Annotated in this window: 25 protein-coding genes, 2 pseudogenes and 1 riboswitch; of the genes and pseudogenes, 3 read left to right on the top strand and 24 right to left on the bottom strand. The window is 44.1% G+C overall.

The genetic code is table 11. From position 1 onward, the window contains the following. Window positions 1-129: 129 nt before the first annotated feature. From CVD19_RS16535 to CVD19_RS16510, 6 genes are all read right to left on the bottom strand, one after another. Window positions 130-894, bottom strand: a complete 765-nt coding sequence (locus CVD19_RS16535) for an SGNH/GDSL hydrolase family protein (RefSeq protein ID WP_101583467.1) — start codon at window positions 892-894, stop codon at window positions 130-132. Between the two features lie 282 nt (window positions 895-1176). Next, window positions 1177-2586, bottom strand: coding sequence for a response regulator (locus CVD19_RS16530; protein WP_101583465.1), 1410 nt, complete (start codon window positions 2584-2586; stop codon window positions 1177-1179). Next, a complete protein-coding gene (locus CVD19_RS16525; RefSeq protein WP_101583462.1) occupies window positions 2579-3997 on the bottom strand; it encodes a sensor histidine kinase in 1419 nt (472 codons plus the stop codon). The genes CVD19_RS16530 and CVD19_RS16525 overlap by 8 nt, the downstream gene beginning before the upstream one ends. A gap of 44 nt (window positions 3998-4041) precedes the next feature. Continuing rightward, window positions 4042-5082: a sugar ABC transporter substrate-binding protein gene (locus CVD19_RS16520; protein WP_101583459.1), complete on the bottom strand. Its 1041-nt coding sequence runs from the start codon at window positions 5080-5082 to the stop codon at window positions 4042-4044. 156 nt (window positions 5083-5238) lie between these two features. Further along, window positions 5239-6144 carry a carbon-nitrogen hydrolase family protein gene (locus CVD19_RS16515; protein WP_101583457.1) on the bottom strand — a complete coding sequence of 302 codons (906 nt, stop codon included), beginning with the start codon at window positions 6142-6144 and terminating at the stop codon, window positions 5239-5241. A gap of 89 nt (window positions 6145-6233) precedes the next feature. After that, window positions 6234-7124, bottom strand: coding sequence for a polysaccharide deacetylase family protein (locus tag CVD19_RS16510; protein ID WP_101583454.1), 891 nt, complete (start codon window positions 7122-7124; stop codon window positions 6234-6236). A gap of 231 nt (window positions 7125-7355) precedes the next feature. Between CVD19_RS16510 and CVD19_RS25935 the strand changes: the two genes are divergently transcribed. After that, window positions 7356-7616 carry a hypothetical protein gene (locus tag CVD19_RS25935; protein WP_180953669.1) on the top strand — a complete coding sequence of 87 codons (261 nt, stop codon included), beginning with the start codon at window positions 7356-7358 and terminating at the stop codon, window positions 7614-7616. A 72-nt stretch (window positions 7617-7688) separates the two neighbouring features. On the opposite strand, the gene CVD19_RS16500 is transcribed toward CVD19_RS25935, so the two are convergent. The 16 genes and pseudogenes from CVD19_RS16500 to CVD19_RS16425 form a co-directional block, all read right to left on the bottom strand. Next, window positions 7689-8528 carry an EamA family transporter gene (locus CVD19_RS16500; protein WP_101583451.1) on the bottom strand — a complete coding sequence of 280 codons (840 nt, stop codon included), beginning with the start codon at window positions 8526-8528 and terminating at the stop codon, window positions 7689-7691. 136 nt (window positions 8529-8664) lie between these two features. Beyond that, window positions 8665-8982: a nuclear transport factor 2 family protein gene (locus CVD19_RS16495; protein WP_101583449.1), complete on the bottom strand. Its 318-nt coding sequence runs from the start codon at window positions 8980-8982 to the stop codon at window positions 8665-8667. A gap of 201 nt (window positions 8983-9183) precedes the next feature. Continuing rightward, on the bottom strand, window positions 9184-9888 hold the full coding sequence (locus CVD19_RS16490; protein WP_101583447.1) for an SDR family NAD(P)-dependent oxidoreductase: 705 nt from the start codon (window positions 9886-9888) through the stop codon (window positions 9184-9186). A gap of 91 nt (window positions 9889-9979) precedes the next feature. Then, a complete protein-coding gene (locus CVD19_RS16485; RefSeq protein WP_101583444.1) occupies window positions 9980-10612 on the bottom strand; it encodes a precorrin-2 dehydrogenase/sirohydrochlorin ferrochelatase family protein in 633 nt (210 codons plus the stop codon). Beyond that, a complete protein-coding gene (locus CVD19_RS16480; protein WP_101583442.1) occupies window positions 10593-11345 on the bottom strand; it encodes a sirohydrochlorin chelatase in 753 nt (250 codons plus the stop codon). Before CVD19_RS16480 ends, CVD19_RS16485 begins: the two co-directional genes overlap by 20 nt. Before the next feature lie 19 nt (window positions 11346-11364). After that, entirely contained in the window at window positions 11365-12141 is a 777-nt protein-coding gene (gene cobA / locus CVD19_RS16475) for a uroporphyrinogen-III C-methyltransferase (protein WP_101583440.1), read from the bottom strand. Between the two features lie 4 nt (window positions 12142-12145). After that, entirely contained in the window at window positions 12146-12364 is a 219-nt protein-coding gene (locus CVD19_RS16470; RefSeq protein WP_101583437.1) for a DUF3906 family protein, read from the bottom strand. Next, entirely contained in the window at window positions 12348-13979 is a 1632-nt protein-coding gene (locus tag CVD19_RS16465) for a nitrite/sulfite reductase (RefSeq protein ID WP_101583435.1), read from the bottom strand. Before CVD19_RS16465 ends, CVD19_RS16470 begins: the two co-directional genes overlap by 17 nt. 11 nt (window positions 13980-13990) lie before the next feature. Beyond that, entirely contained in the window at window positions 13991-14590 is a 600-nt protein-coding gene (gene cysC, locus CVD19_RS16460; RefSeq protein ID WP_101583433.1) for an adenylyl-sulfate kinase, read from the bottom strand. Window positions 14591-14600: 10 nt separating this feature from the next. Then, on the bottom strand, window positions 14601-15749 hold the full coding sequence (gene sat / locus CVD19_RS16455; protein ID WP_101583431.1) for a sulfate adenylyltransferase: 1149 nt from the start codon (window positions 15747-15749) through the stop codon (window positions 14601-14603). Between the two features lie 29 nt (window positions 15750-15778). Next, the gene (locus CVD19_RS16450) at window positions 15779-16846 is read right to left on the bottom strand and encodes an inorganic phosphate transporter (protein WP_101583429.1); all 1068 of its coding nucleotides are present in this window, start codon (window positions 16844-16846) and stop codon (window positions 15779-15781) included. A gap of 18 nt (window positions 16847-16864) precedes the next feature. Next, entirely contained in the window at window positions 16865-17581 is a 717-nt protein-coding gene (locus tag CVD19_RS16445; protein ID WP_101583426.1) for a phosphoadenylyl-sulfate reductase, read from the bottom strand. Window positions 17582-17796: 215 nt separating this feature from the next. Beyond that, entirely contained in the window at window positions 17797-17928 is a 132-nt protein-coding gene (locus tag CVD19_RS16440; protein WP_257985174.1) for a YezD family protein, read from the bottom strand. 91 nt (window positions 17929-18019) lie between these two features. Continuing rightward, window positions 18020-18123: riboswitch (SAM riboswitch) on the bottom strand. Window positions 18124-18420: 297 nt separating this feature from the next. After that, a complete protein-coding gene (locus CVD19_RS16435; protein WP_101583421.1) occupies window positions 18421-18612 on the bottom strand; it encodes a DUF1272 domain-containing protein in 192 nt (63 codons plus the stop codon). A 256-nt stretch (window positions 18613-18868) separates the two neighbouring features. Continuing rightward, window positions 18869-19365 (bottom strand): annotated as a pseudogene (locus tag CVD19_RS16430) (hypothetical protein). 192 nt (window positions 19366-19557) lie between these two features. Continuing rightward, on the bottom strand, window positions 19558-20985 hold the full coding sequence (locus tag CVD19_RS16425) for a PTS transporter subunit EIIC (RefSeq protein ID WP_219620104.1): 1428 nt from the start codon (window positions 20983-20985) through the stop codon (window positions 19558-19560). Window positions 20986-21192: 207 nt separating this feature from the next. Between CVD19_RS16425 and CVD19_RS16420 the strand changes: the two genes are divergently transcribed. After that, a complete protein-coding gene (locus CVD19_RS16420; protein WP_101583416.1) occupies window positions 21193-22905 on the top strand; it encodes an amylo-alpha-1,6-glucosidase in 1713 nt (570 codons plus the stop codon). A gap of 260 nt (window positions 22906-23165) precedes the next feature. Beyond that, window positions 23166-24306: pseudogene (locus CVD19_RS16415) on the top strand (IS110 family transposase). A 204-nt stretch (window positions 24307-24510) separates the two neighbouring features. Here the strand turns inward: CVD19_RS16415 and CVD19_RS16410 are convergent. Next, on the bottom strand, window positions 24511-25062 hold the full coding sequence (locus CVD19_RS16410; protein ID WP_101583414.1) for a DJ-1/PfpI family protein: 552 nt from the start codon (window positions 25060-25062) through the stop codon (window positions 24511-24513). Window positions 25063-25100: 38 nt separating this feature from the next. Next, window positions 25101-25703, bottom strand: a complete 603-nt coding sequence (locus tag CVD19_RS16405) for a class I SAM-dependent methyltransferase (protein WP_101583412.1) — start codon at window positions 25701-25703, stop codon at window positions 25101-25103. Between the last annotated feature and the right edge of the window lie 40 nt (window positions 25704-25743).

Genomic DNA, 25743 nt, shown 5'->3' with positions numbered 1-25743 from the left:
AGTCGTTTCACCGCAATGGCGTCTCTGTCCTGATAAAAGAAAAGAGGGCTGTGGAGATTATCCACGCCCTATGCGACTGCCCGTCGCACAAAAGGCACCCAAATGATGGGTGCATAAATGTATTCAGCGCTATTTAACTTGTTTAGTTTCGAATTCCTTGATTATCTTGTTTATCTGATCGCCGAGGATTGCTTTTGAAAATTCATTTGCTACGGCCTTATAGCCAGCCAGGCTTAAATGAATGTCCTGTGGATTTGGCAAATACAGCTGATAATTTTTGGCAATGACAGTTTCTGTTGGTACAAATGTGTCCCCGTGTGCCGCTGATAGGAGTAGAATTTGCTGATTCAGCGCATGCAATAAAGGCAGCAGGCTCGCCTGTTGTTGAGACGGCAAATATGGGAACGGATTGTAATAACCCATTACATAAACATTCGCTTTCGGATTAAGCTGGTCAATTGTGCTGAGGATTGTTTGCAAATTGGCGCTTACACTTTGGATTGCCGCACCTGCATTGGCTGGGTTGGTTTGGAGGGTGCCAAGCAGGTCGTTCGCACCAATATCGATCGTGATAAGTCTGGCTGTTTTTATTTCATCCCTGACCAGTGCACTGTTCAATAAGTCGTTTTTCAATTGGAAGGATGTATAGCCGGGAACCCCAAAATTAACATAATCCACTTTTACCCTCAATTGTTCTATCCGTTGCTTTAAATAATCCGGATACCCCAAATCCTTTGTGCGATAAGGTGTCTGGCCGTAAGCTAGTGAATCTCCCAGCGCAACATATTCTACTACTCTTCTGTTATCATGTTCTTTTGCAAACGTATTGACGGGCAAGACAGCAAGCAATAATACTGCAATCAAAACACTGGAAATCTTTTTTGCCAGCTTCATTCTCCCTCTCCCCTTTACTATAAAATTACCTATTTTTGCCCTGCCCCTATCTTATTCTTTGTTCGTTATAAATATCCCTATGTTCTTTTTAACAAATTTAGTGACAAATTACGACTCACTACCAATCAATCTATTTAAAATCTTTCGATGTAAAATCGATGTTAGTAAAATTTTTTCATTTTTTTATTTTTCAGATTTTTACCCAGGGACAAGTGGAGCATTCTTAATTTGTTTGGCAAACGGTTTCTTCCCTAAAGAATTTTTAAAGTTTGTTCAAAGAAATCAACCGTGAATTTCCCTGAATTTATTCGGTGTGAATCCAGTTGTTTTCTTGAAAACTCTCGTAAAATACTTTACATCATTAAATCCGCAACAGATGCTGATTTGCCGGCAAGTCTTTTTTGTATCTGCCAATTCCTTCTTCGCCTTTTCGATACGGGTAATGGTTAGAAAGTGAATGTAGTTCATTCCAATTTCATTTTTAAAAATTACACTTAAATAGGCAGCAGATACGCCGACTCCATCAGCCACTTGTTGCAGGGATAGATAGGGATTGCTATATTGCTGTTCAATGTAACGCACAGCCTTCCTGGCAATGTCAGAGATTGTGTATTGCCACTGGGAGCTCAGCGATCCTAGCAGGGGACCGATGACTGTCTCGAGTACTGTTTTTAAATCTTTATCGTTTCTTGCCTTCTTTAATTGGATAAGACCACCTGGTGATGTCAATAACGGGGGATGGCAATGTTTGCTCAAGAACAAATAGAACTGCAGCATCAACCCCCATCTCTCATTGAACGAAAAATGGCAAAGCAAAAGTTTCTCCATCATCGCATACACTTCATCTTTTTTGCCTTTCTGAAGTAACTGGACCCACTGCTTTTCTTGCCCAGTGGCCAGCAATACTGGTGGCGTGTGTTTACCGGTGTTCATGGGCCTTTTATGAAAATCCTGTTCTGCTTCCTTATATGCATCAAAAAAGCAGAAAGTGTCCGCCTCATATTTTGAACTTATCCCCACGGAAAACCTTCCCTGAAAACCGCTGCATTCGGTCTGGGCAAATGAATCCGCTAATTCATCCGTTTCGAACCCGAGTACATAGAGATGGCTATCCTGAAAATAGAGGTAAAAATACTCTGCGACAGACGTTGCTGGAGCAAATGTTTCGACAGGCAGAGGTTCTGTTGAGAAGAGCACTCTGAATACGGGATAAGGAAACTGAATTTCCGGCTTCCGATTTTGCTCGAGGGACAGGCTTTCATATATGAGGTTTTCAACCGATATCGCTAGAAAAGCCTGCTCATCCTGTTTCTGCTTATTAAGCTTTTGGACGATTGACAAAATCGTTTTTTCCAATTCATGCTGGTCGATAGGTTTTAATAAATAATCCTCCACCCCGTACCGTATCGCCTGCTGGGCATAGCTAAAATCATTGTACCCAGTGATAATGATTACTTTAGGCAGGGTTTCCGTCCTCTTTGACAAATTTTCCAGCATATCGAGCCCGTTCATGATGGGCATCATTATGTCGGTAAGAATGATATCGCTGTCTGACTTTTCTATTATGCGCAGCGCTTCTTCACCATTCGCGGCACTGCCTGTCAGTTCGATGCCATATTCCTCCCATGGAAGTGCAACTTCAAGGCCCTTCGCAATCCATGGTTCATCTTCTATAATCATCAATTTATACAACCAGTTTCCCCTCCTCCAGAATTACAGGCAGGGTTACGATCACTGACAGCCCTTGTGGATGGTTTGGCCGCAGCATAACCCCGAAATCCTCGCCGAATGCCATTCTGATACGGGAATTTACGTTGTAAATTCCAATTTTTGACCTGCTCAATTCTCCCTCATCCATTATCCAATCCCATCTTGCCAGCACTTCGTTGATATCGCTTATTTTCCCGGAATCCATCCCTGGCCCATTATCGCTGATCTCAATGAGTGCGTGCCCCTCTTCGCGGTATCCATGAATGGAGATGAGCCCTTTGTTTACCTTGTTTTTGAATGCATGTACAAAGCAATTTTCAACTATGGGCTGAAGGACGAACTTCACCGTTTTAAAGTCCAGTATTTCCGGGTCGATTTCGATATGCTTTTCGATTTGCCCATTAAAACGGATCAGCTGTACATTGAGGTAATTTTCAACATGATCCATTTCCTCCCGGATTGGTACGTATTTTTTTTCTGTGAAAGCATTGTACCGGAACATTTTTGATAATGACATGGATAATTCCGAGATAATTGGAACCTTTTCCACTCTTGCAATCGAATTGATCGTCTCGAGGGTGTTATGCAAAAAATGGGGGTTAATTTGGGATTGCAGGGCGAGAAATTTCGCTTCGTTGGATTTAATGCGGAACAGGTATTCATATTGCATATGGTTTTTCAGTTTATTAACAACGTTATTGAAGCTGAGGGATATTTGCCACATTTCATCTTTGATGAACACCTGTTTCTGTGCTTCCAAATCCAGATCCCCTTTTTCTATTCGCTGGATCGTCCTTGTCAATTTATGTATTGGCGAGGTCAAGTGGCTGGAAATGAGAAAGATCAGAGCTGTCACGATAATGATGCTGACCAGGATTAATGCAATCATCAGCTTCTGTATATACGCGATTTTATCGAACACATTTTCAGTCGGTGTAAAAACGACTAAATACCATTTAGTCATTGGATTAAAGGAATAGATAGCAATCCTTTCCACCTGCAAATAATCAACCAGGTAATTGCCGCTCCTTCTACTGCTGCTTATCGCTTGTAAATGGAGCTTCTTGTCAGCGAGATGGGAATTAGTAGTATAAATCAACTTGCCCTCGCCATCAGATATGACAATTTCACTACCGCGGCCCATTACGGAATTGGCCAGTGAATAATAAATAATCTTCTGCTGCTCGCTGGATTTCTGCATCTCGAATTTAGCATCTTTAATCAATGTAAGCATGTCATTGCTTTGCGTAATGATTTCTTGATTAGATTTTATGATATTGTCACGGAGTTTTTCCGTTAACACCTGGTAGGCTATTATATCAACTACCAGGATAGGCACGATTGTCAAAATGGAATACAGGATAATGTACTTGTATTTAATGCTGATAAACAACAGTCATACCCCTTTTATGTTTCTATCATGAACGCGGTTTGCACTTAATACTCTGGAAGGCCCTTGTCCCTGAAGTGCTGGATATTCTCCTTAGTGACATAAGGTGTCCCAGGAAGGATTGGATCCTTTGTCAAATCTATGAATTTATCAACATGATTCCCTTTTAAAGATTCATTTACAGCCTCGATCGCCCGCTGCACTTCTTCATTCGGCAGCATGATCGTACTCATTTCAATCAGTCCCTCCTCAAGCGCCCTGAACGCCCACTCGTCACCACCAAAATCATAGATTTTTACATTTTCGCGCTTCGCTGTTTTTACAGCTTCAACAACCCCGACAGTGATGCCGGAATAGTTGGAGAAAACTGCGTTAATGTCTCCATGCTGTTGAAGTAACTTTTGGGTGACCTCATAGCTTTTACTTGAGGTGTAATCGGTTTCAACAAAGTCGACAAGCTGCCATTGCGGGTATTCCCTTGCCAGTTTATTAAATGCCTTTTTCATATTTATCGCATTGGAGCCAGTATGGGGGCCAGAAACACCGGCAATTTTGCCGCCTGCCGGATTATCTGTGAAAATTTTACGGATGATGCCTTCATATACTTCATATTGCTGTCCGCTCACAAAGCTGATCGTCCCTTCCTGCCAGTCCTTGGCACCACACATGGTAGAATTGATAGCTGCAACTTTGATCCCCTTGCTTGGTGCAACTTTGGTAACCATGTCGCACAGCAGTCGTCCATCGTTTGCCTGTACAACAAACGCATCATATTGATTTAAAGCGATTGCACTTTCGATTTGTTCATATTGTTTAAAAGAATCAAACTGGCCATCAAAGATATCGATGTGAAAACCTAATCTTTCAGCCGTTCTCTCAGCTGAAGCAATTTCCGCCTGAAGATATGTATTGCTTGAGCCAACTGAAAAGTAGGCGAGACGCGGACTGTCAGCCTGTTCCGCTGAGTGCGCACCTGCCCTGTCATGTTTCGGCAGCGCGGCTGTATCCAGGTTCAGTCCCTCTTCCTGCAGGAATATATAAACAGCAAAGCTCAATAACAAAACAAACATTAATGCTGCTTTCTTCAAATCGAGTCTTCCCCTTTAACAGTTTCTGTTCCGATAACTGACGAAAATTCAGAATAGTAAACCTTTTATCTAATGATACAAAATTTCCTGGCCAATGTCCTCTTACATGGTTTATTAAAAAAAGAGACCCGCCATTCTGGCAGACCTCCTAAACTCTTAATTATTCGGAATCAATGCTTTACTGGCAATTTCGTTATAAGGGGCATATTTTGCATACACGCTTTCTCTGCGTGTCCTGTCCTTGAAGGTTGTGGCTGCCCCAGTCTCCCGGTTGACGTACAATTCTTCAAGGCTGACTGTTCCACTTATGACAGTATTTTGGTTGGTTCCTGCCTCTGCTACAATGCCATTGTAAGGGAAAGCTATGTCACATGGGCTCAATATGGAGGCCCTTCCATAACCGGTCGCCGGAACGGGAAGAGAGGGGTCTCCGACGGTCGGGCAATGCACGAAATAAACCTGGTTTTCGATGCAGCGCGCCTGCGCACAATGGCGGACCCTCCAGAAACCTGCTTCCGAGAAGGTATAAGATGGGCAGAAAATGATTTCTGCACCTTTCACACTCAGGATGCGTGATATTTCGGGAATTTCCGATTCATAGCAGATGGCAATCCCGATTTTTGCAGGCCCGATATCGTAAACCTCCAAATCATCACCTTCGCTGGTAAGCCAATTCGATTCCGCCGGGAAAATATGTGTTTTCTTATGTTCGATATGGCTTCCATCCTTATCGAACACATAACAAATATTAAAATATTTGTCATCGCGCTGTTCCAGGTGGGAGCCGGCAATAATGACCTGCTGCCTTTGGATGGCCAGGTTCCTGAATAGCTCCTTGTACTGCTCTGTATATTCCGATACTTTTACAATATCTTCGGCGGCGAAGGCCTCTGAACCGGGAAAACTATTCACCAGTCCCAGAGTTAGTAGTTCTGGAAAAATAACATAATCTGTATCATGAGGCACTTGAGCAATGATTTCCTCTACTTGGCCCGCAAATTCCTCAAAGCTTGCCACTGGTTTTAATTTCAGCTGGCAGGCGGAAATTTTGGCTGTGCGCATCCTTTTAACCTCCGTATCTTCCAGTGCTTTGCACTTTAATTGTTTTAAAAGAGAAACGAGCCCTTTTTGAACCCATTCTATCAACCTGCTTATTTCACTAGAATTTCCTCTTCTGTTTCCGTTTGGGCAGGGTTTTCCACAAAATTGTCATAGATTTCCCCTAATGTGCAGAACCAGGCTCCACGCGATTGCATGTGCTGAATTAATTTTTCCAGGCGTGTGATCATATGGGCACGTCCGATGGTCTGCGGATGTGTTGTAAGGACAACGCATGCCCCTTCTTCATGATCAACTGCATAATCGAAAATGTCCTGCCAGCGCTGGAACATCACATCCGGATCTGCCAGTCCGTCCATTTGACCGAATACCAGCTCCTGAGTCGGGAAATCATCCAGATACCATGAAACAGGAATTTCGAGAATCTTGCTTGGTTCACCATATTCGCTGGCTTTATCCATATGAGGAACAATCCGCCGCGGACGGTAAGGGTGCAAATCATTTCCCATCAAGCTGCTGTCGTATTCAAAATCGTACTTTTCCAAAATATCCAATGTGTTCGGACTGTAATCCCATGCAGGTGATCTGTAACCCCGTGGCTTGACGCCAAGTCTCTCCAATGCTTCAAAGCCTCTTACCATAATGGCTTCTTCTTCTTCATAAGGCATGTTCGTTGGATTTTCGTGGGCGTAGCCATGATGTGTGATTTCATGTCCGCGCGCAACTACTTCCTTGCTGATTTCAAAAAATGTATCGACCGTATGACCTGGAATGCACCAGTTTCCTTTAATATTGTACTTGTCCATCAGGTTCAGTAACCGTGGTGCCCCAACCTCTGCTCCAAACTCACCCCGGTGCAGATAGGAAGGCGAAAACTTATTCATTGATCCCATCCATACTGAATGTGCGTCAAAGTCAGAACCGAGGTTCACTGCCACTCGTTTTCCTGGCGGCAGTTTGATCTTACCGGAAATTTGTCTCATAATTTTTTCCTCCCTAACATGTTTTTACTTTCTTATTCATTCTACCAGCATATGAAAGCGCTTTAAATTATAAAATTTTTAGATTGGTGGACTTTTTTTATATTTTTAGAATTCTCTTGATAGCGGAGAATTTTTGTTTGTTGGTACTTACTAGTTTATGTTTTCAGAAAAACAGGTATAGGATTTCTGGCTAATCCAAGAGGTGAGTCTTCGCAAGTGCCGTAATATTAAATGAAATTTAAGGTTACTTCAGCAACAACTGTTGCGTGTGGATACTGGCGGTGTATCGCGATGACAAACAATGTCGATTATGATATCGAAATGGTGAAAGCTATGAAAATCGCACTGTTCGGAGATGAAGGCCTGTTATTTGCCACATTGAGGACCCAGGGAGAGTCTGGGTCCAGTGACTCCCGTTCAGCCCTCTGCAAGCCACGTTTTTGCAGCCGCACCACAGCGGGGCGGAGCGTTCAGCATGCGGGCGGGGTTTGACCAACTTGCTTCCCCCACTGTATTCAATCAGAAAAGAAACAAAGCTGCCAAATCAAACATGGCAGCTTTGTCTTATATCTTTGTAAGCACTACGCCAAGCAATGCGGATAAAACACCTACAATCTGGTAGGATCGCATTTTTTCCTTAAACAGGATGCATCCTGCAAGGACGACCATCAGGCAGTTTAAACTCACCAGCGGGTAGACAATACTTGCGATCCCTGTCTGCAGGGCAAAAAAATAACTCCCGTAGCCTGCTACACTGATCGCCCCAACGAGCGCGCCCAGTTTAACTTCAGCCTTGCTCATTTTTTCTTTAGCACTGGCATTCAGGAGCAGCAAATATATGCTGCCGCCACCATACATTGAAACTAAAATGTCGATAGAACTGATATGCAGGTTGGCTGCCAATTTCATTAATACCCCTAAAATGCCAAAGGACAGGACAGCCAAACTGATGCGTCCAATCCATGGAAGATAATTTGTCTTTCCACTGGGTCGTTTAGGTGTGTATTGAATGACAACGACAGAAGCAAGAATCAGCAATATACCGAGCCATTGCGATATCGATATTTTTTCATGGAATATAAGGCCAGCACTTAAAACAGGAAAAACGGTATTGGCGGAAATAATCGGGGCTGTTAGACTCGCAGGTCCTTTTTCAAATGCTTTCGACATCTGGATGTTCCCATTCGCATTAAGCACGCCAATCAATATCCCCAACAGGATGGCCATCACATTAAAATGAAGGGCTTTTGTTGCCATGCCGTATGCAAACGTCAAGATCAAGGCAGAAGCATAAAACAATAATTGCAAATTTACCTTTGAATACCCTTTTCCCGTGCTCCACTTGAAAATCGAATTGTTAATCCCAAAACACACAGTTGTCAACATTGCCCCCAAAAACCACATGCTGCGCCTTCTCTCTCTAGTTATCACTCAATATTATTCTAAAATTATTTATGATTATTCACAATGCTTTTATCGGGAACTGTACGAAAAAAAGTTACTCTTACAATTCGTTTCGATTATTACTGTCAATAATATGTTATAAAAACCACACTTTTACAATGATGTCTTGCTGTACCTCGTATATGGCCGTTGCGAATAATGGGTCTTCACTTCTGCCTGTGATTTTTTCATGATCAATCACGAAGAATCCTTGCTCAATGCGCTTGACAATTTCCGCATTCATATCAGGATAAGTGTCGAATAACTTTTGATAATGCTTTCTCATTATTGTCTTTGAAGCAAATCTTACTTTGTCAGGAAATTCATAGATTACTATATCATCTGAGTAGCAATCAATAAACCGATTAATATCTTTTTCGTTATATGCTTTTAATTGTCTTTCTACTACGTTCATCAAAAACCTCCCTGTAAAATCCTTCTAACCTATTATGCTCAATTAGCGTTTTCCTGCACAACTTATGATCATGGAGTTAACCATATTATTGTTGCAACCTATTTCATAAATAGTAAAGCTCTGGGCAATAAAGCTCAACGGAAATTTGGTGAATTAAACAAAAAAAAGCCGAACGTATAAATTCGGCGTGCCAAGCATTTGCTAAACCTGCTTTTCTTTTATTAACATATCTTCTATCTGCACCACGTGGTTTTCGGTAAACGCATGGGACTGTGCCAGTGCAACCAAATAAGGGGCAACATTTGCAGGATCGTCGCCGATTGTGGCCAAGTTTGTCTTCATTACTCCGGGGTTGAAAACGTGGACCTTGATGCCGTTTTTATGTTCCTCATCCTTTACGCTAAAACTCAATGCTTCAACAGCCGCTTTACTCGCAGCATAAGCACCGAACCCTGCGGCACCTTCCCGTACAAGACCGGATGTAATATTGATGATATGGCCGGATTTTTGGTTCCTCATGATTGGCAGGCATTCCCGCATCATTAAAAATACACTTGTGGCGTTATTACCGATTTGGTATTCCCATGAATCGAGCGGACTTTCCATTAAATGATACTGCTGGAACACGGCGGCATTATTGATTAAAATATCAATCCTTTGGAATTTTGCATGTGCCGCCTGCACGACCATTTTTACATCAGATTCCGTCGATACATCGGCCCTGATTGGCATAACATTCACATCATACTGGCTTTTAATGAGGTCCTCAACCTGTTCTAGCTTATCATAAGTGCGCCCACAAATGACAAGGTCTGCCCCTGCGTTCGCAAAAACGAGAGCCGTTTCTTTCCCAAGACCGCTTCCTGCACCTGAAATGACCACTACTTTTCCTTTTAAGCTATCCACCTGTTTTCCTCCTTTAATAAAGCCAATATTCGTGTATTTCGATCTATCACCTGGTTCCCTGTTAAAAATGTGGATTATCCCTGTATTCCCGTTACATTTTCTTTATTTCTTCATGTTGCCCAAGATGCTGCAGCTGTGCGAGCTTGTCGGATTGTGCTTGAAAATCCGTGCGGAACCGCTCATCAAGCAGTTCCCATAAAAGTTCGTTTTTTTCTCCAGACGAAATGGAGAGCTTCTTGATTGTCTCGCGGCATTGGGCCAGGAATGCCGTATACGTTTCCCATGAATCGTCAAACTGTTCTTCCAGGTCCTTTTTTAGCTTCCGGGTGAGCTTTGGGCTGGAACCGTTTGAGGTAACGGCTATTTGCAGGTGGCCGCGCCGCACTGTTGCCGGAAACGTTACGTTTCCATCCCCGGATTCATCAACGACGCACACCAGCTGGTTAGGCGGCAGCATTTTCGCAATTGTGCCATTCACGTTCCGGTCGTTGGTCGCAAGTATCACCAGTATTGCCCCGTCAAAATCAGACGGCTGTACTTTCCGTTCGATAAGGGCATAGCCTTTTTTCCGGGACAGTTCCAAGACCTCTTCAGAAAAGTCGGGTGCGATAAACGTGATTTCAGCCTGTTCTGCCTCCAGCACCTTTGCTTTTCTTGCCGCAATCCGCCCGCCTCCGGCAATGACTACTTTTTTTCCGGCAAAGTCAATGACCAGTGGCTGCATGGATGGCCTCCTTCCCGCTCGCACGTTCGATGACGATATCCTCAAAGACCCGGTGTCCGCTCAAGGTCCCTGTATGGATAATATTCAGTCCCTGCTTCTGGCGGGAACGTACATTTAGCTTCACTTCATTCAGCAGCAGGCCGGAAAATAGCAAATAAGGAAGTACAATCATGCGGTTGGCGCCTTGTTGTGATATCGTATCAAGTCCTTGCTTGAGCGTCGGTACGGCAGCAGCCAAGTAGCAAACGGACACATTTTTTAATGCAAGTCTGTCCCGGATGCCATCGGCGATCTCCCCGAAGGCAGCATGTATTCCAGGGTCACTGCTGCCTCTGCCTACAATTAATAAAGCGTCCCTGGATGTCACCTCTCCCGCGGATTCCCTGATGATTTCAACGATGGCGTCAAGAATTTGTGCCTGAACTCCGAACGGATTTTGCATACGTACCCGGACATGGGGATGCTTTGCACCTATTTCCCGAAGGACGTTTGGAATATCTTCTTTAATATGTCCAGCCGCCAGCAGGAACAGGGGGACGACCGTGATTTCGGTGGCACCCCTGTCCACGCAGCGCTGGAATCCCTCCTCTATGGGCGGTTCAGTCAGCTCAAGGAAGCTGACCTCCTGGATTGGGACGTCAATCCGTTTAATCACCCGTTGCATAAAGGATTTAGCTTCAGCGGCCCCCAATTTCGACCGTGTTCCATGGCCAATATAGAGAATTGCTTTCATGCTGCTCACCCTTTCCTTTTTACCCGTGGACAACCGGCAGATGTGGCACAATTTCTTCATCGAACCAATTCAATTTATGGTGCAGGAGCACGACCTCCCCGATCACGATCATGCTAGGATTTGCGATGTTCGCCTGGCGCACCCGTGCTTCGATCGTCTCAAGCGTGCCGATCACTGTCTTCTGGTCGCTCAAAGTTCCCCAATGCACCAGTGCGATCGGAGTATCTGGTGATTTGTCATGCTGGATTAATTTCTTCGTTATGCCCGGAAGGTGGGACACCCCCATATAAACACAAATCGTATCCACAGCTTTCGCCAGATGGGCCCACTGGTGCTCAGCTTCCACGTCGCCTGCCTGGTGGCCGGTTATAAAAGCAAAGCTTTTGCTCAATGTGCGGTGTGTGACAGGTATGCCTGCGTACGCTGAAGCGGCTATGCCTGCTGTGATTCCCGGGACAATTTCAAACGGAACATCGTGTTTGGCACATTCCTCAGCCTCTTCGCCGCCCCGCCCAAATACGAACGGGTCCCCTCCTTTGAGCCGGACAACATTCAATCCTTTCTTCGCATATTTGACCAGAAAGTGGTTGATCGTTTCCTGCTTCATTGTATGGTAATGGGGAAGCTTGCCGCAGTACACAAGCTGGGCGCCTTGTCTGGCGTGCTCGAGCAGTTCGGGATTCACCAGCCGGTCATAGAGGATGACATCTGCCTGCTGGAGGCACCGCAATCCTTTTACTGTGATCAGGTCCGGATCTCCGGGACCCGCGCCGACTAAATAAACTTTGCCAGCCATTAATCTACCACCCTTTCTCATCTTGATCGAGGATAAAACCGCTTTTTTTCACGATCCGTTTCTTCTCCCGTAACGTGACTTCTTTTATATTGGGCTCTTTCAAATAAAACTTCTCTAGTTCCACATCGAGATGCTCGAAGGCTGCCTCGTCATTTTCAGCATAGATGACGGCCATAACATCTTTATTATCCAGTGCAACATCAAATCTATATAGATACGCCATGTGCCTGTATCTCCAGGTATGAATCCAGGGCAGTTTGCAGCGGCTCGATGCCGATGCGCTTTACAAAGCTGAAGAACGATTCACCGGCTGTTTTTTCAGCGCTGAAGTATTGTAATAAGTGTTCAACCACGCCTGTCAGCTGTTCTGCCGGGATTTTCCCTTTTAATTTCTGGTTGAACTGGCCGCCGTCGTTCAGTGTGCCGCCCACATAGATTTCGTACGCCTCAATCATTTCTTTGTTTTTGTTGCGGACCTGGATGCCCTGGAAGCCAATATCGGCGATTTGCCGCTGTCCGCAGGAGTTCGGACAGCCGACCATATGCATCCTCACCGGGACATCCAATGCCAGCCTGTTGTCCAGCTCTTCAGCAATCAGGCGCATCCGTTCTTTTGTTTCGACAAGGGCCAGGTTGCAATATTCAATGCCTGTGCACGATACAGCATGGCCGATGAACGAGTTTGGATTAATGGTAATCCGCTGAAATATTGGCTCAGCGAGCAGCGCATCGACATTTTCATCCGGGATATTCGGAATGATCAGGTTTTGTGAATTGCATGTGCGGATCTCGCCGTTGCCATATTTAGTAGAAATACGTGCCAGTTCAAACACTTCTTCTGCGTCAAGGCGGCCAACCGGGACATTGAAGCCCAGGAATTTAAGGCCTGCCTGCTTTTGGTCATGGACCCCGTAGAAATAGCCGGCGTTCCATTCCCCTGCCGGCTCTTCCCCCTTGGTTGGAAGCGGCCCGGTGTATTCTTCAAGCTTCTCCCTGAATTTTTCAACTCCCCAATCCGCAATCAGGAATTTGAGCCGCGCCAGGTGGCGTTTTTCCCTGAAGCCATAATCTCGGAAAATCGTAGTGACAGCAATGGCGACTTCCAAAGTGCGCTCAGGCTCGATGAACACATCAACCGTTTGGGCAAGGAAAGGCCGTGAGGACAGGCCGCCGCCCACTTTCAAGTGGAAGCCTTTCTTCTCTACGCCATCGATGACTTTTACCGCAGGTGTAAAAGAAACACAGTTGATCTCCGCGTTTGAGGCGTTGTTGATATTTGCGCTGATGGATACTTTGTATTTTCTCGGTAAATTCGAGAAGTCTTCATTTTTCTGGAAATAGTCGTAAACTTCTTTCACGATGCTCGAGGTATCAAACAATTCGTTTGGATCAAGGCCGGCAATTGGGTTGCCGACGATTGTCCGGGTAATGTCCCCGCATGCCCCCGCACTGGACAGGCCGACAGCCTCCAGGCGTGCGAAAATGTCCGGGATCTGCTGGATCTCGAGCCAGTGGAACTGGATTGCCTGCCGGGTCGTAATGTCAAATACACCACGTCCATAATCCCTGGCTATCCCTGCAAGCGCCAGCACTTGAGCATTTGTCAAAAAGCCTGAGGGCACATTTACCCGCATCATAAAATAACCATCTTCTTTTGGACGCTGCAGATACAGTCCCGCCCATTTGAACAGGTCCCACTGGTCCTTAGGTATTGAATCAAACCCGTTTGCCGCGTAGTACGGTATATCTTCAAGAATTTTCAGCCCGTCTTTTTCAAGCTTTTTCAGCTCAGTTTTATTCAGCTTCTCATTATTGGCCCAATGCTTGACATATGCCATTTTAGCTCCCCCTAAATAATGTTTTTGTTCCGTAAATATGCAAAAACCTTTTCAACTGCTTCCTCTACAGTCAACAGATGAGAATCAATGATGATCTCCGGATGCTCCGGTACTTCGTACGGTGAGTCAATCCCGGTGAAATCTTTAATCTCGCCGCGGCGCGCTTTTTCATAAAGGTGCTTTGGATCGCGGCGCTCGCATTCTTCGATCGGACAGTTGACATAGACCTCGATAAATTCGCCATCCTCAAAAAGTTCCCGCACCTGGGCGCGGTCCGAACTGAAAGGCGATATAAACGCCGTGGTCACCACCTTGCCGCTGTCGACGAACAGCTTTGCGACTTCCCCGATCCGGCGGATGTTTTCCGTCCGGTCTGCTTCGGAAAAACCAAGGTCTCGGTTCAATCCATGCCGGATGTTATCTCCGTCAAGAACATATTCATTGATTCCCTGCCGGTATAATTCATTGGAAACGGCGTTTGCAATCGTGGATTTACCGGAACCAGACAGGCCCGTAAACCAGAGGACACAGCTCCCATGTCCATTCTGCACCTGCCTGTCATGCTTTGAAACGGCTGATTCATGCCATGTGATATTTGTTGCCTTCGACATTGCGATCCCCCTACACAGTTGCTTTTTCTCTCATGCCACCTATCAGTACTTCGACAACCTCTTTACGGCTGAAGGTAGACGGTGGAAGCACACCCGACCTCAGCATCTCCCTTACCTTCGTGCCGGACAGGATCACCCGGTCCTCCTTCCCGTGTGGGCAGGTCTTGTCAGAAGCCATTCCCTCACATTTGATGCAGTAGAAGCTATGTTCAAAGAATAATGGCTTGATACCAAGTTCCTCTTCGGAAAATTCACTGAAAATGTACTGCGCATCATAAGTTCCGTAATAGTTTCCGACTCCGGCATGGTCGCGGCCGACAATGAAATGCGTGCAGCCGAAGTTTTTGCGGGCAATCGCATGAAAAATCGCTTCCCTTGGGCCTGCGTACCTCATTGCGGCGGGATAAACGCCCAGCTGGACACGCTCAGCAGGATAGTAGTTATCCAACAAGACTTTATAGCTTTTCAGGCGGACATCTGCAGGGATATCGTCTGACTTTGTCTCTCCGACAAGCGGGTTGACGAACAATCCATCTACAGTTTCCAGGGCTGCCTTTTGGATATATTCATGGGCCCGATGTATCGGATTTCTCGTCTGGAATCCAACTACTGTTTTCCAGCCATTTTTTTCAAAAAGCTCACGAGTGTGCTTTGGTTCGAGCCACACCTCTTGGAACAGTCCTTTTTCCGGCTTTTTGACGAGTGTCACTTCCCCTGCGACATAGACCGGTCCTCTTTCGAATAGCCGCTTCACCCCCGGGTGTGCCAGCTCAGTTGTCTTATATACTTCAACTGCTTCCTTGTCTAAATCAGGTTCGTACCATTCAGATACCTTGATGACTCCATAAACCTGCTTGTTGTGGACGAGTTTGAATTCCTCGCCTTCGGTCAGTGATGCCGAAACTTCATATGAAACAGGGAGAGTCACTGGGATCGGCCAGACGGTACCGTCGGCCAGCCTCATGCTGGCAATGACAGATTCATAGTCGGCTTTACCGAGAAACCCTTTAAGAGGGCTGAACAAGCCGATGCCTATCAGTTCCAGGTCACTCAACGCTATTGCGTCAATTTCAAGCTCTTTTTCAATTGTGCTTACATCATAAAACGGGTCGTATGCTTCGATGAGTTTTCCTCCATGAGGTTTAGGTAAAAATGACAACAGAATCAAACCTTTCTTTTAATATATTGTTAGTCTTTAGCCGGCTCAGAAGGCATCGGGATTGTGGCTGCCCCCCTTTTCATCAGTGACAGCACACCAAATACAGAAATCAGGACACCAGCCATTACGATAATCGGATAGCCGTTATGCTCAATAAGCAATTGAATAAGGGTATAGGACAGTACCATCGATAACACAGGCGAAACAATCCAGACTGTCAACAACTGTACAACAATGTCTTTTTTCAATACTGCCCAGCCCTGCTTCGCGAAGCCCAGACCGATTATCGATGAAGTGGTTATTTGCGTAAGCGGGACGGGAATGCCAAAAATGGAGGCCAGTGTCACGATGCTTGCGCCCGTCCCTGATATCACGCACCCTTCCTCAAGCCTGAGGGTGGTGATTTTTTTACCGTTTGTTTCAAGAACACGCTGGCCCAGCATCATGGCTCCCAGTGCTACGAACAATCCGCCCCAGAAAATGCCGCTGTCCGTGGTGATGATGCCTCCCCCGACAAGCGGTCCGACGGCATTGGCGACATTGTTCATCCCGGCTGAAAAAGCTTCAAACAAACCCATGAACACAACCAGCGCCGACAGGAATGGAACAGCTTTTTTGGACCGAAATAATGTCTGGAGCCTTTTGCTTGTGAGTACGCAGGATGCAAGGAGCGCAATCAGGAATGCGACAAACGGAGTAAGCAGCCAGAAAAACATGATCCATCCAAGCTTTCCAAGAAACACCGATTGGTACACAATGCCGGCGCCCACGACTGACCCGACTGCCACCTCACTTGTAGAGAGCGGGATCCCAAAGATGTTTGCCAAAAATAAAGACAGGGCCGCAGATGCCAGAACAATTATCGCTATCGGCACGGAAAATGTGCTGCTCGGGACGATCCCGCTCCCGATTGTCTTCACCACTTCACCTCCGCCCAGCCAGTCCCCGAGGAAAACCGCGGCACCGCACAGCAGCAAAGCCAGCCGTTTTTTAACGACACCTGAACCATATGCAATCCCCATCGAGGCAGCAGCACCGCTTGCCCCGATGTTCATGGCGAAAAATAATCCTATCGTAATTGCAATTACCGTGAGCAAAAGCCACGCCTCCTTTAGCTAGCGGGTATGCAACCCGCACTCTGTTTTGCTGCTTCCTGCCCAGCGGCCTGCACGCGAATCACCATCATTCCCCACCGGCTGCGTACAAGGAAAACAGCCAATGCTCGGATATTGCTGGTCATGCAAAATGTTGTACGGAAGGTCTTTTTCCCTGATCCAGGCCCAGACATCGTCCCAGGTCCAGTGAATCAGCGGGCATATTTTGATATTCTGGAATTTCTCATCCCTGTTGACAAACTCAGTGTTTGCCCTTGTGGGCGACTGCTCCCGGCGAAGTCCCGAAATCCACGCCTCTTTTGCAGTCAGCGTTTCCCGCAATGGGATGACTTTCCTGATGTTGCAGCACTGCCCGGAGTCCCTTTTCCATAAAGCCGGGCCATACTGTTCCCGTTGTTCGTCAAGGCTAAGTGCCGGCTGCTTCCTCTCAATTTGCAATTCCGGAAACCTTTCGGCAATTTTGTCGATCACCTCGTACGTTTCGGGAAAATGGAGTCCAGTATCGAGAAAAACGATATGTGCATCCGGCTTTATCTGCTGTATCAGGTCAATCAAAATGATCGCTTCTGCACCGAAGCTTGACGCATAAACAATGTCCTGGGGCTGGTAATGGCTGTATGCCCACTCAAGCACTGTCCGTGCGCCTTTCGTCTCGTCATCATGGGGAAAGGTTTCCGAAACGGGTGTCCAAAGCTGATAAGTTACTGCCGCTGTCATGCGGGCATTCCTCCTTTTGTGTAATAAAGAAAACTCGTCGATTGGCGAGCCCAAAGGGCGAAGACAGAGACGTAGTTGCACTTATACTTTAGACGTAAAATTGGCAACATCGCCGAGTTTCCTCCTTGCTGCCAATTTATAATTTCTGAAAGTATAAAAAAAGGCAGTCTCCCACCTTATCAAAATAAAGTGAAGACCGCCTCTAGTTTGTCTAGTCAGCGTGGTTTATTCGGTTGAAGACGAACCTTTTCATTTTTCTCGATTTGAATGATTTTCCCATCCTGGACAACCAATGTGATTGACCCAAATTTTATGGATTCCAGCATGCGTTCCAAATGGACGATTATTTCCTGCCATTCTCCCTGTTTCAGCTGTGATTCGCCTCCTTTTCAAAAAACGCCTCTCCCGCTCGGGAAAGGCGTTTTCACTTAAATGAACACCTTATCTCCCAAAATGAGCATCATTTTGCTGGAATTGGCACCTTGCTTTTCGCAGGTTGCCGGGCTTCATCGGGCCAGTCCCTCTGCCTCTCTGGATAAGTAGTATGAGGTTGATGAAATTAATCCTATCATACCCATAGGATTTGTCAACGAGTAAATTTAAAATTTTCTAAATTCGTGACTATTGTCCTTAACAGTTACCACAGCTAAGTTTTCCTCCGAAAACCGAAAAATAAAAAAACTGGCTCAAACAAGGTCGTCATGCAAAGACCATGTGAGTCAGTTTTTCCAAAGTGTTGATATGTATTGACATTGCACAAGTATGCGAACTCGCGCGAAATTGCCAAGAGTTCAGGAAACGACATTTAAAAAAAAAGAATAGCTTCTGGTTAATCATGTTCAAATCGGACAAGCTTTTTGGGGCTTTTTAGGCCTTCTTGCCAGTTCTCCTCCGCAATTTGGGCAAATTCTGTTCATTTCTTCCGTGCAGGGCGAGCAAAAAGTACATTCATACACACATATATAGGCAACAGAATCCTCCTGGATTGAAGAATTACATCTTTCACATGTTTTTCTCATTTCTAATGCCATTTTCATATTGCCCCTTTCTCAAGTATTCTATGAGAAATATAGCATTTTAGTTTAAAAAGGATAAGGGACAGTTTATTTATAAATACCAGGTACAGATCTCGGTTGTTGTTGTTGAAAGTGATTATTTCGAAAAAGGAGCCATATCCTGCAGGAACGGCTCGGGTTTATGTGCGCATCCAGTTTTTTACTTCTTTACAGGGCTTTTTAAATGTTTATTCGCAGTCAGGACGGATACCAGCTTGGCCGTTTTCTTTTTTTAAATTCTTTGTTTGCTATTCAGCCCTCGATTTATAGCTCTGGCACCAGTCCCTCCGCCAACGGCATGCTGCTGTTTCGTATTGGAGCTTTCATTCGCAGCATTCCTTCCGCTTGTACTGAAAAAGCCGCTGCCGCTTGCTACTTGCGTTGCGGCAGTCTGTTCGCCTTCTATACTAGATTTATGTTTTTTATGTGGTTCAATCTGCTTGCCGGCCATTCCGTTGTTCCTGGCTTGCCGCCTGCTCCGACACTTTGCTGCTGCTCGGTGTTGGAAGAATCGACCGCGGCATTATTCCCGGTTGCGCTGCTCCTGCCTGCACCACTGGCTATTTGCGTAGTATTCGGTGCATCGCTGAACTGATTGTTAATCACAACCACAATTTTCAGTTTATCCTGAACAGGATACTCAACTGTGCTTTCTTTTCCATCTGTTTTTAGCGTGACAGACACGGATTTACTATCTTTTTCAGGTGTACCCTTCTGTTTCCATTGCATAACAATCCCTGCCTATTAATAAGATTTCCTTTCATAGTACAGTATGCAAAGCTGGTACAATTTGAAATCGGACAAACCCTATTATGTGAGATTTTGTGTGGTTTCCCAGACAACATAAAAAAACAAGGCCCGTTAAGGCCTTGTTCCAGGGTTATGCTTATGTTAATAAATCTACTATAATAACCTCTGAATCTATTCTTCACTAACTTCAGCAGTATTCAACCGCTTATTTTTAGAAAGCAGGAACGTAATCAGGATCGTCAATACAATGGTCATGATGTTCCCTGTAAAGTAAACAGGCCAGTATTCAGGGAAAACGGACAGGAATGAGAACAGTCCCCCAACTCCAATGGAAGTCGCTTTTACATCAAAGTAAGCCAAAAACCCACTGCCAATGGCACTTGCCAGCATGACGGCAATAAATGGATAACGATATCTTAAGTTAACCCCATAAATGGCTGGCTCAGTTATTCCCAACCACGCGGAGAAGGATGAAGTTAAAGCTACGTTTTTCATCTTCTTGTTGTGCTTCAGGATAAAGTACATCGTTAATGCTGCGGTTCCTTGTGCCAATGTAACTGTATCCCCGATAGGCCATAAAGTAACATACCCAAGACTTCCTGCCATCTGCAGGTTAACACCCAGGAATAAGTGGTGCATACCAGTGATAACTAGCAATGGAGATATAAATGCATAGACTGCGCCAGCAAGAACAGGAGCTACATCAAATAAATACACAACTCCGTCCGTGATCCAGTTTGCGCCAGTCATGGTGATTGGTCCAATGATTGTGAACGTTAAGAATGTAGTGAGCAACAGGGCAACTGGTGAAACAAAAATCAATTGTACAGCGTCCGGAATTCGCTTTTTCAAAGCAATTTCAAGCTTAGCCAAAATGTAAGCAGCAAATAAAACTGGAAGGACTTGTCCTTGATAACCAATTTGTTCGATTTTAAATCCCAACACATTCCAAGTTGGTACTTTGCTTGGATCAGATGCGTATTCATAGGCATTCATAAGAGCTGGATGGACCAGAATTAAACCTAAAACAATTCCCAAAACCGGATTTCCGCCGAACTTCTTAACCGCAGACCAGCCTATTAAAGCTGGAAGAAACGTAAATGACGCATTTGCAACCAGGTTGATGATTTGGGAGATGCCTGCAATCCCTGTATGTACTTCAATGACAGATTCTTCATAAAACAGACCCGGATTCGCAATGAGGTTGTTGATACCCATTAATAGACCGGACGCGACAATCGCAGGCAGAATCGGAATAAAAATATCTGCCAGTGTCCTGACACCTTTTTGCAGCCAACTTCCTTTAGCGCGAGTCGTTTGTTTTACTTCTTCCATAGAACTTTCTTTAAGGCCAGTTTGTTGGATGAATTCACCATAAACCTTTTCTACCAATCCAGGGCCAATGATGATCTGAAATTGGCCGCTTGCATAAAATGTGCCTTTTACAGTATCGAGTGCTTCAATACTTTTCACATCTGCTTGATCTTTGTCTTTTAAGACTAAACGCAAGCGAGTTACACAATGGGTGGCGCTTTCAATATTGTCTACGCCGCCGATATGATCGATAATTTGTGAAACGTCTTTTTTTAAATCGGACACTGATGTCACCCTCTTAGTAGTATTGTAACTTCTTGTAAAAATTGTAATGCAACTGCAATCAACTTGTATATACTAGTTTAAGATATTTAATTATTTGATAATTGTCAAGAAAAATATGATACCCCTTTCATTCTTGACTAAGTTCCTGAGTATGTTAAATTATATTTAACTTGTATATACTAGTTTCGCAAAAGGAGTTTTTCCAAAGTGAATTTAACAGATATTCCGTTTAGTTTTTATGGTTCTTATATGTCTATAAATTTCCAGGATAAATCTGGATTGTTTTTAAATAGTTTAAGAGGCAAGTCAAGAAGCCATATGAATGTAATGAAAATCATTCCCTTAAAGAACAATCAGCCCGTTGAATATGAGCATGAAGCCGACTTTTCGAAGATTTCCTTACAGTTTGATGGCGGAGAAATATCGATCTGCTTCGATGGGCACTCCCGCATTATTGTAAAAGGAAACGGAAAAAATTTAGGGCTCCGCTTGGATACACAGCCCGTTTATAATTTTGAATATAATTATTTATTGGGGAAACAGGGCGAAGAATATTGCATCGTCAACAGCTATAAAAACCTCACAAAATTCCTTATTTACAGTCCTGTTGGCACTGTTTCGCTTAACCAGGATATTCAATATGATGCAACCGGAAGCGAGGCAAAAGCAAACAACTCATCCATCATAGAAATTAGCCCTAACGATAAGGATGAGTTCTTGTGCGTAATAGAGGATATCCCTACCAACGCAGCGCTTCCTGTGAAAAAGCAATTTAATTTTGAGCAGATTCATGCTGAATCAAAACAAAATCTTGTAAATTATTATTCCCAAATTCCCGCTGTCAAAGAAAAATACCGGGATGCCCTCCTGCTGGCCGCTTATACGAATTGGTCCACGATTGTGAAGCCTGAAGGATTCTTAAAGAGATATACAATGTATTGTTCTAATAATCACTTCCTAGGTGCTTGGAGCTGGGACCATTGTTTTAATGCACTCGGGTTGGCTGGGGTGGATAATGATTTAGCCTGGGACCAAATGGCGGTTCTTTTCGATTACCAGGATGAGTTAGGACAAATACCCGGTTCTGTCAGTGATTCTACAATAAGGTGGAACTTTGCAAAACCCCCTGTTCATGGCTACTTTTTTGCCAAGATGATGGAGAAAATGCCTTTTACAGAAGAACAATTAAAATTAACCTATCAGTATATTGAAAAGCAAATCAATTTTCACTTAGTGTACAAAGATTCCAACCAGGACGGCATTTGTGAGTATCACCATGGAAATGATTCCGGCCAGGATAACAGCACGATTTTCCGTGATCCGGTTGTAGTCAATAGCCCTGACCTGACTGCATTTATCATAAAGGGCATGGATGTATTGGCTTTGATTGCAGAAAAATTGAACAATCCCGAGCAACAACGCTACTGGACCGAAAAAGCTGATCAACTGACAGAACGGTTTTGTGAGTACTTCCTTGTTGATGGCCTGCCAGTTGCTAGGAAAATGTTGAATGATGAAATCATTCCGAGCAACGGAGTGTTGCCATTGGTGTCTCTTGTATTAGGAAAGAGACTCCCTTCTATTGTAAGAAAGAAAATGATCGAGGTATTAACGAGTGAGCGCTATTTGACAAAATGGGGAATTGCGACAGAAGCAATAGACAGCCCCGAATATGAAGCGGATGCCTACTGGCGCGGACCTATTTGGGCTCCAACTACCGTACTGTTTGTAGAAGCGCTAAAGGATTGTGGCGAGGAAGAATTAGCGAGAGATATAGCAGAAAGATTTTGTGAGATGGCTCATCAGAACGGATTTCCTGAAAATTATGAGGCTACTACTGGCAGGGCGTTAAGAGATAAGTCGTTTACCTGGACCGCAAGTACTTTCATTCATTTTGTGTCACAAATGAACAAAAATTAAAGCCCAATAAAAACTAACATGATTTTACACTCCCAACCCATGCATGAAAATTGTTCTTCTCAGCCCATAATGGTAGTGACACAAATAGTTTGTTAGACGTGGCTTTTTTTGGTGGTTCGACCCTGTAATAAAACTGTTTGAGTGAGTTTGGTGTTCAACCCTTTGTTAGCTCCCTCCTTACGGAGGGATGACTACGTACAGAAAAATGCTTATTTTTCAAACTCATTCACTGTTTGTGATCCTATTTTGAAGGTGATTTTATGGATGTATTTATTGAACGATGCGCTGGCTTAGATGTCCATTCTGAAACGATTGTGGCTTGTGTTATAACTGGAGGTCAAAATGAAGAAGTATTCAAGGAGACAGAGACATTTCCTACTCTAACAAAAGATTTATATCGTCTCTTAAAATGGCTTGAAAACTATGGTGTTTCCCATATTGCAATGGAAAGCACTGGTGTATATTGGAAGCCTGTATTCAATATTTTAGAAGGCTTCTTTGATATTACACTGGCAAACGCACAACGTATTAAGAATGTTCCAGGCAGGAAAACAGATGTATTGGATGCAGAATGGATTGCCAAATTACTACGACATGGTTTAATCGCAAAGAGTTTTGTTCCACGGGTTGATCTTCGAGAACTTCGGGATTTAACCAGACTAAGAAAGAAATGGATTGGTCACCTAACTTCTGAAAAGAATCGGATTCAAAAAATATTAGAGTGTTCAAATGTAAAATTGAGCACAGTCATATCAGATGTGTTTGGCGTTTCGGGGAGAAAATTGCTTGAACGACTTGTAGAACAAGGTTATGTAGATGCCTCTGATGTAGAAGAAAGAATTCACGGCAAAATGGTGTCAAAAAAGCAGGCTGATTACGGATTCTTTGTTTGGGACGCTCAATGATCATCAGCGTTTTCTAATCCGGCAATCGTGGTCGCACATTGAATACTTAGAAAAGCTTATTAAAGAAATTGAAGAGCAAGCAGATACCTTATTACAAAACTACCAAGAGGAAGTCCAGCTACTTACAACAATACCCGGCATAAAGAAAGATACTGCAGCGATTATCATTGCCGAGATTGGTGTAGATATGAGTCAATTTCCAACATCCCAACACCTAGCTTCTTGGGCTGGTGTTTCACCAGGAAACAAAGAAAGTGCAGGTAAACGGTATAGCACCAAGAGTGTAAAGGGAAATCCTCATATTAAATCAGCAATGTGCGAAGCTGCATGGGCCGTTTCTAGGTGCAGGAATCGCTGGTTGGCAACGAAATACTGGTCAATAGCCGCAAGAAGAGGAAAGAAAAAAGCACTCGTTGCCATATCGCATCGAATGCTTCGAATCATTTACTCCATGCTTATAAACAAGGAGCCATTTAAAGAAATGCAAGTTAATTAGTATAACCAAAACCAAATAGACATATACAAGGTTACCCTCCCACAGGTAGCTCTGCTTTCTAATTGGCTTTTTCAGGTTATTTACAGAATTCCCCTCCATGATCAATAGTATACAGGAGGGGCTTAGATTATTTATTTTCACAGAAAAAGCCTGTAGAGGACACCGTTGTCTCTACAGGCTTTACTTCATTTGATTCCTTTATTTTTATTTATTTAATTGTTTAATAAACTCCCGCATAAACCCAGGAAGATCTGGCCATGCATGGCCGGAAACCAGGTTGCCCTGTACATGTAGATGATTTTCGATGTAGATGGCCCCTGCTGCTTCCACTTCCGGCTTACAGGCAATATAGGCGGTCATTTCTCGTCCTTCCATATACTGACGGACTGTAGTCAAAATCAGACTTGCATGGCAAATGGCCCCGACTGGTTTATTCGATTGAAAGAAATGTGCAACTATCCTTGGAACATTTTCGTTCAAACGAATGTACTCCGGTGCCCTTCCGCCTGGGATAATCAATCCATCATATTCTTCAGGATTGACATTTTCAAATGCCAGCTGCGATTCAATTAAGTATCCTTTACTTTCCGTATAAGTATCCCATCCGATAAAATCATGGACAACCGTCTGCATTTTCTTCTTTGATGGAGCAGCTATTTGTACATCATATCCCTCTTCTAGACAACGGTAGTATGGATAATAGATTTCCAATGCCTCAACAGCATCCCCGGCTAAGATGAGTACTTTTTTTGACATAATGCAACTCCTCCTTTCATTAATAAGGCCTCCGCCCACTACTTATTATTCGAGATACTACCTTTTATTTCCTTTCGCGGAAGATTTTTTTGGCAAAATATTGTTTGCCGCCCCTCTCGTTCATTTTCCTCATAAAAAAGAACTTTCCAATCTCCAAAGACTGATAACAGCTCCCCGGGTCGCAGCTTATAGTCATCCGAAATGTTCCCATCCCCGGTTAACGGTGACTTATAAAAGGTTTCCATGAAAAAATAGCCCTGATCCTTAATAATGGACTTAACAAACGGAAATATTGTTCGATCGAGGTAATATGTAACGACAACCAGATCAAATGAACCTTCTTTTACATTTAAACTTTGTTTTTGTGTAAGATCAGCTATGTGGGGATAAATTTCGAGCTGTTGTTTGATGGTCTGTTCCTGAAGATATTTAATAGCTACATCGGAAATATCAATGGCCTTCACTCGATAGTTTAATCGTGCCAGAAACAGGCTGTTTCCGCCAAGACCACACGCAAGGTCAAGAGCTGAACCTCCGTGTAGATAAGGAGACAAGTTCTTTAATCTGGGATTTGGAGCAGGCTGCTCAATCTGAGTAATGCGTTCACTGTGTTTTCTGTTCCATTTAATTATTGGTTTCATTAAAAACTTCCTCTATTAGGTCATTGAACAAGCTCTATAA

Source organism: Bacillus sp. T33-2, assembly GCF_002860205.1.
Taxonomy (GTDB): domain Bacteria; phylum Bacillota; class Bacilli; order Bacillales; family Cytobacillaceae; genus T33-2.
Note: the sequence above shows the minus strand (reverse complement) of the source record. Positions and strands in the feature narration are given on the sequence as shown.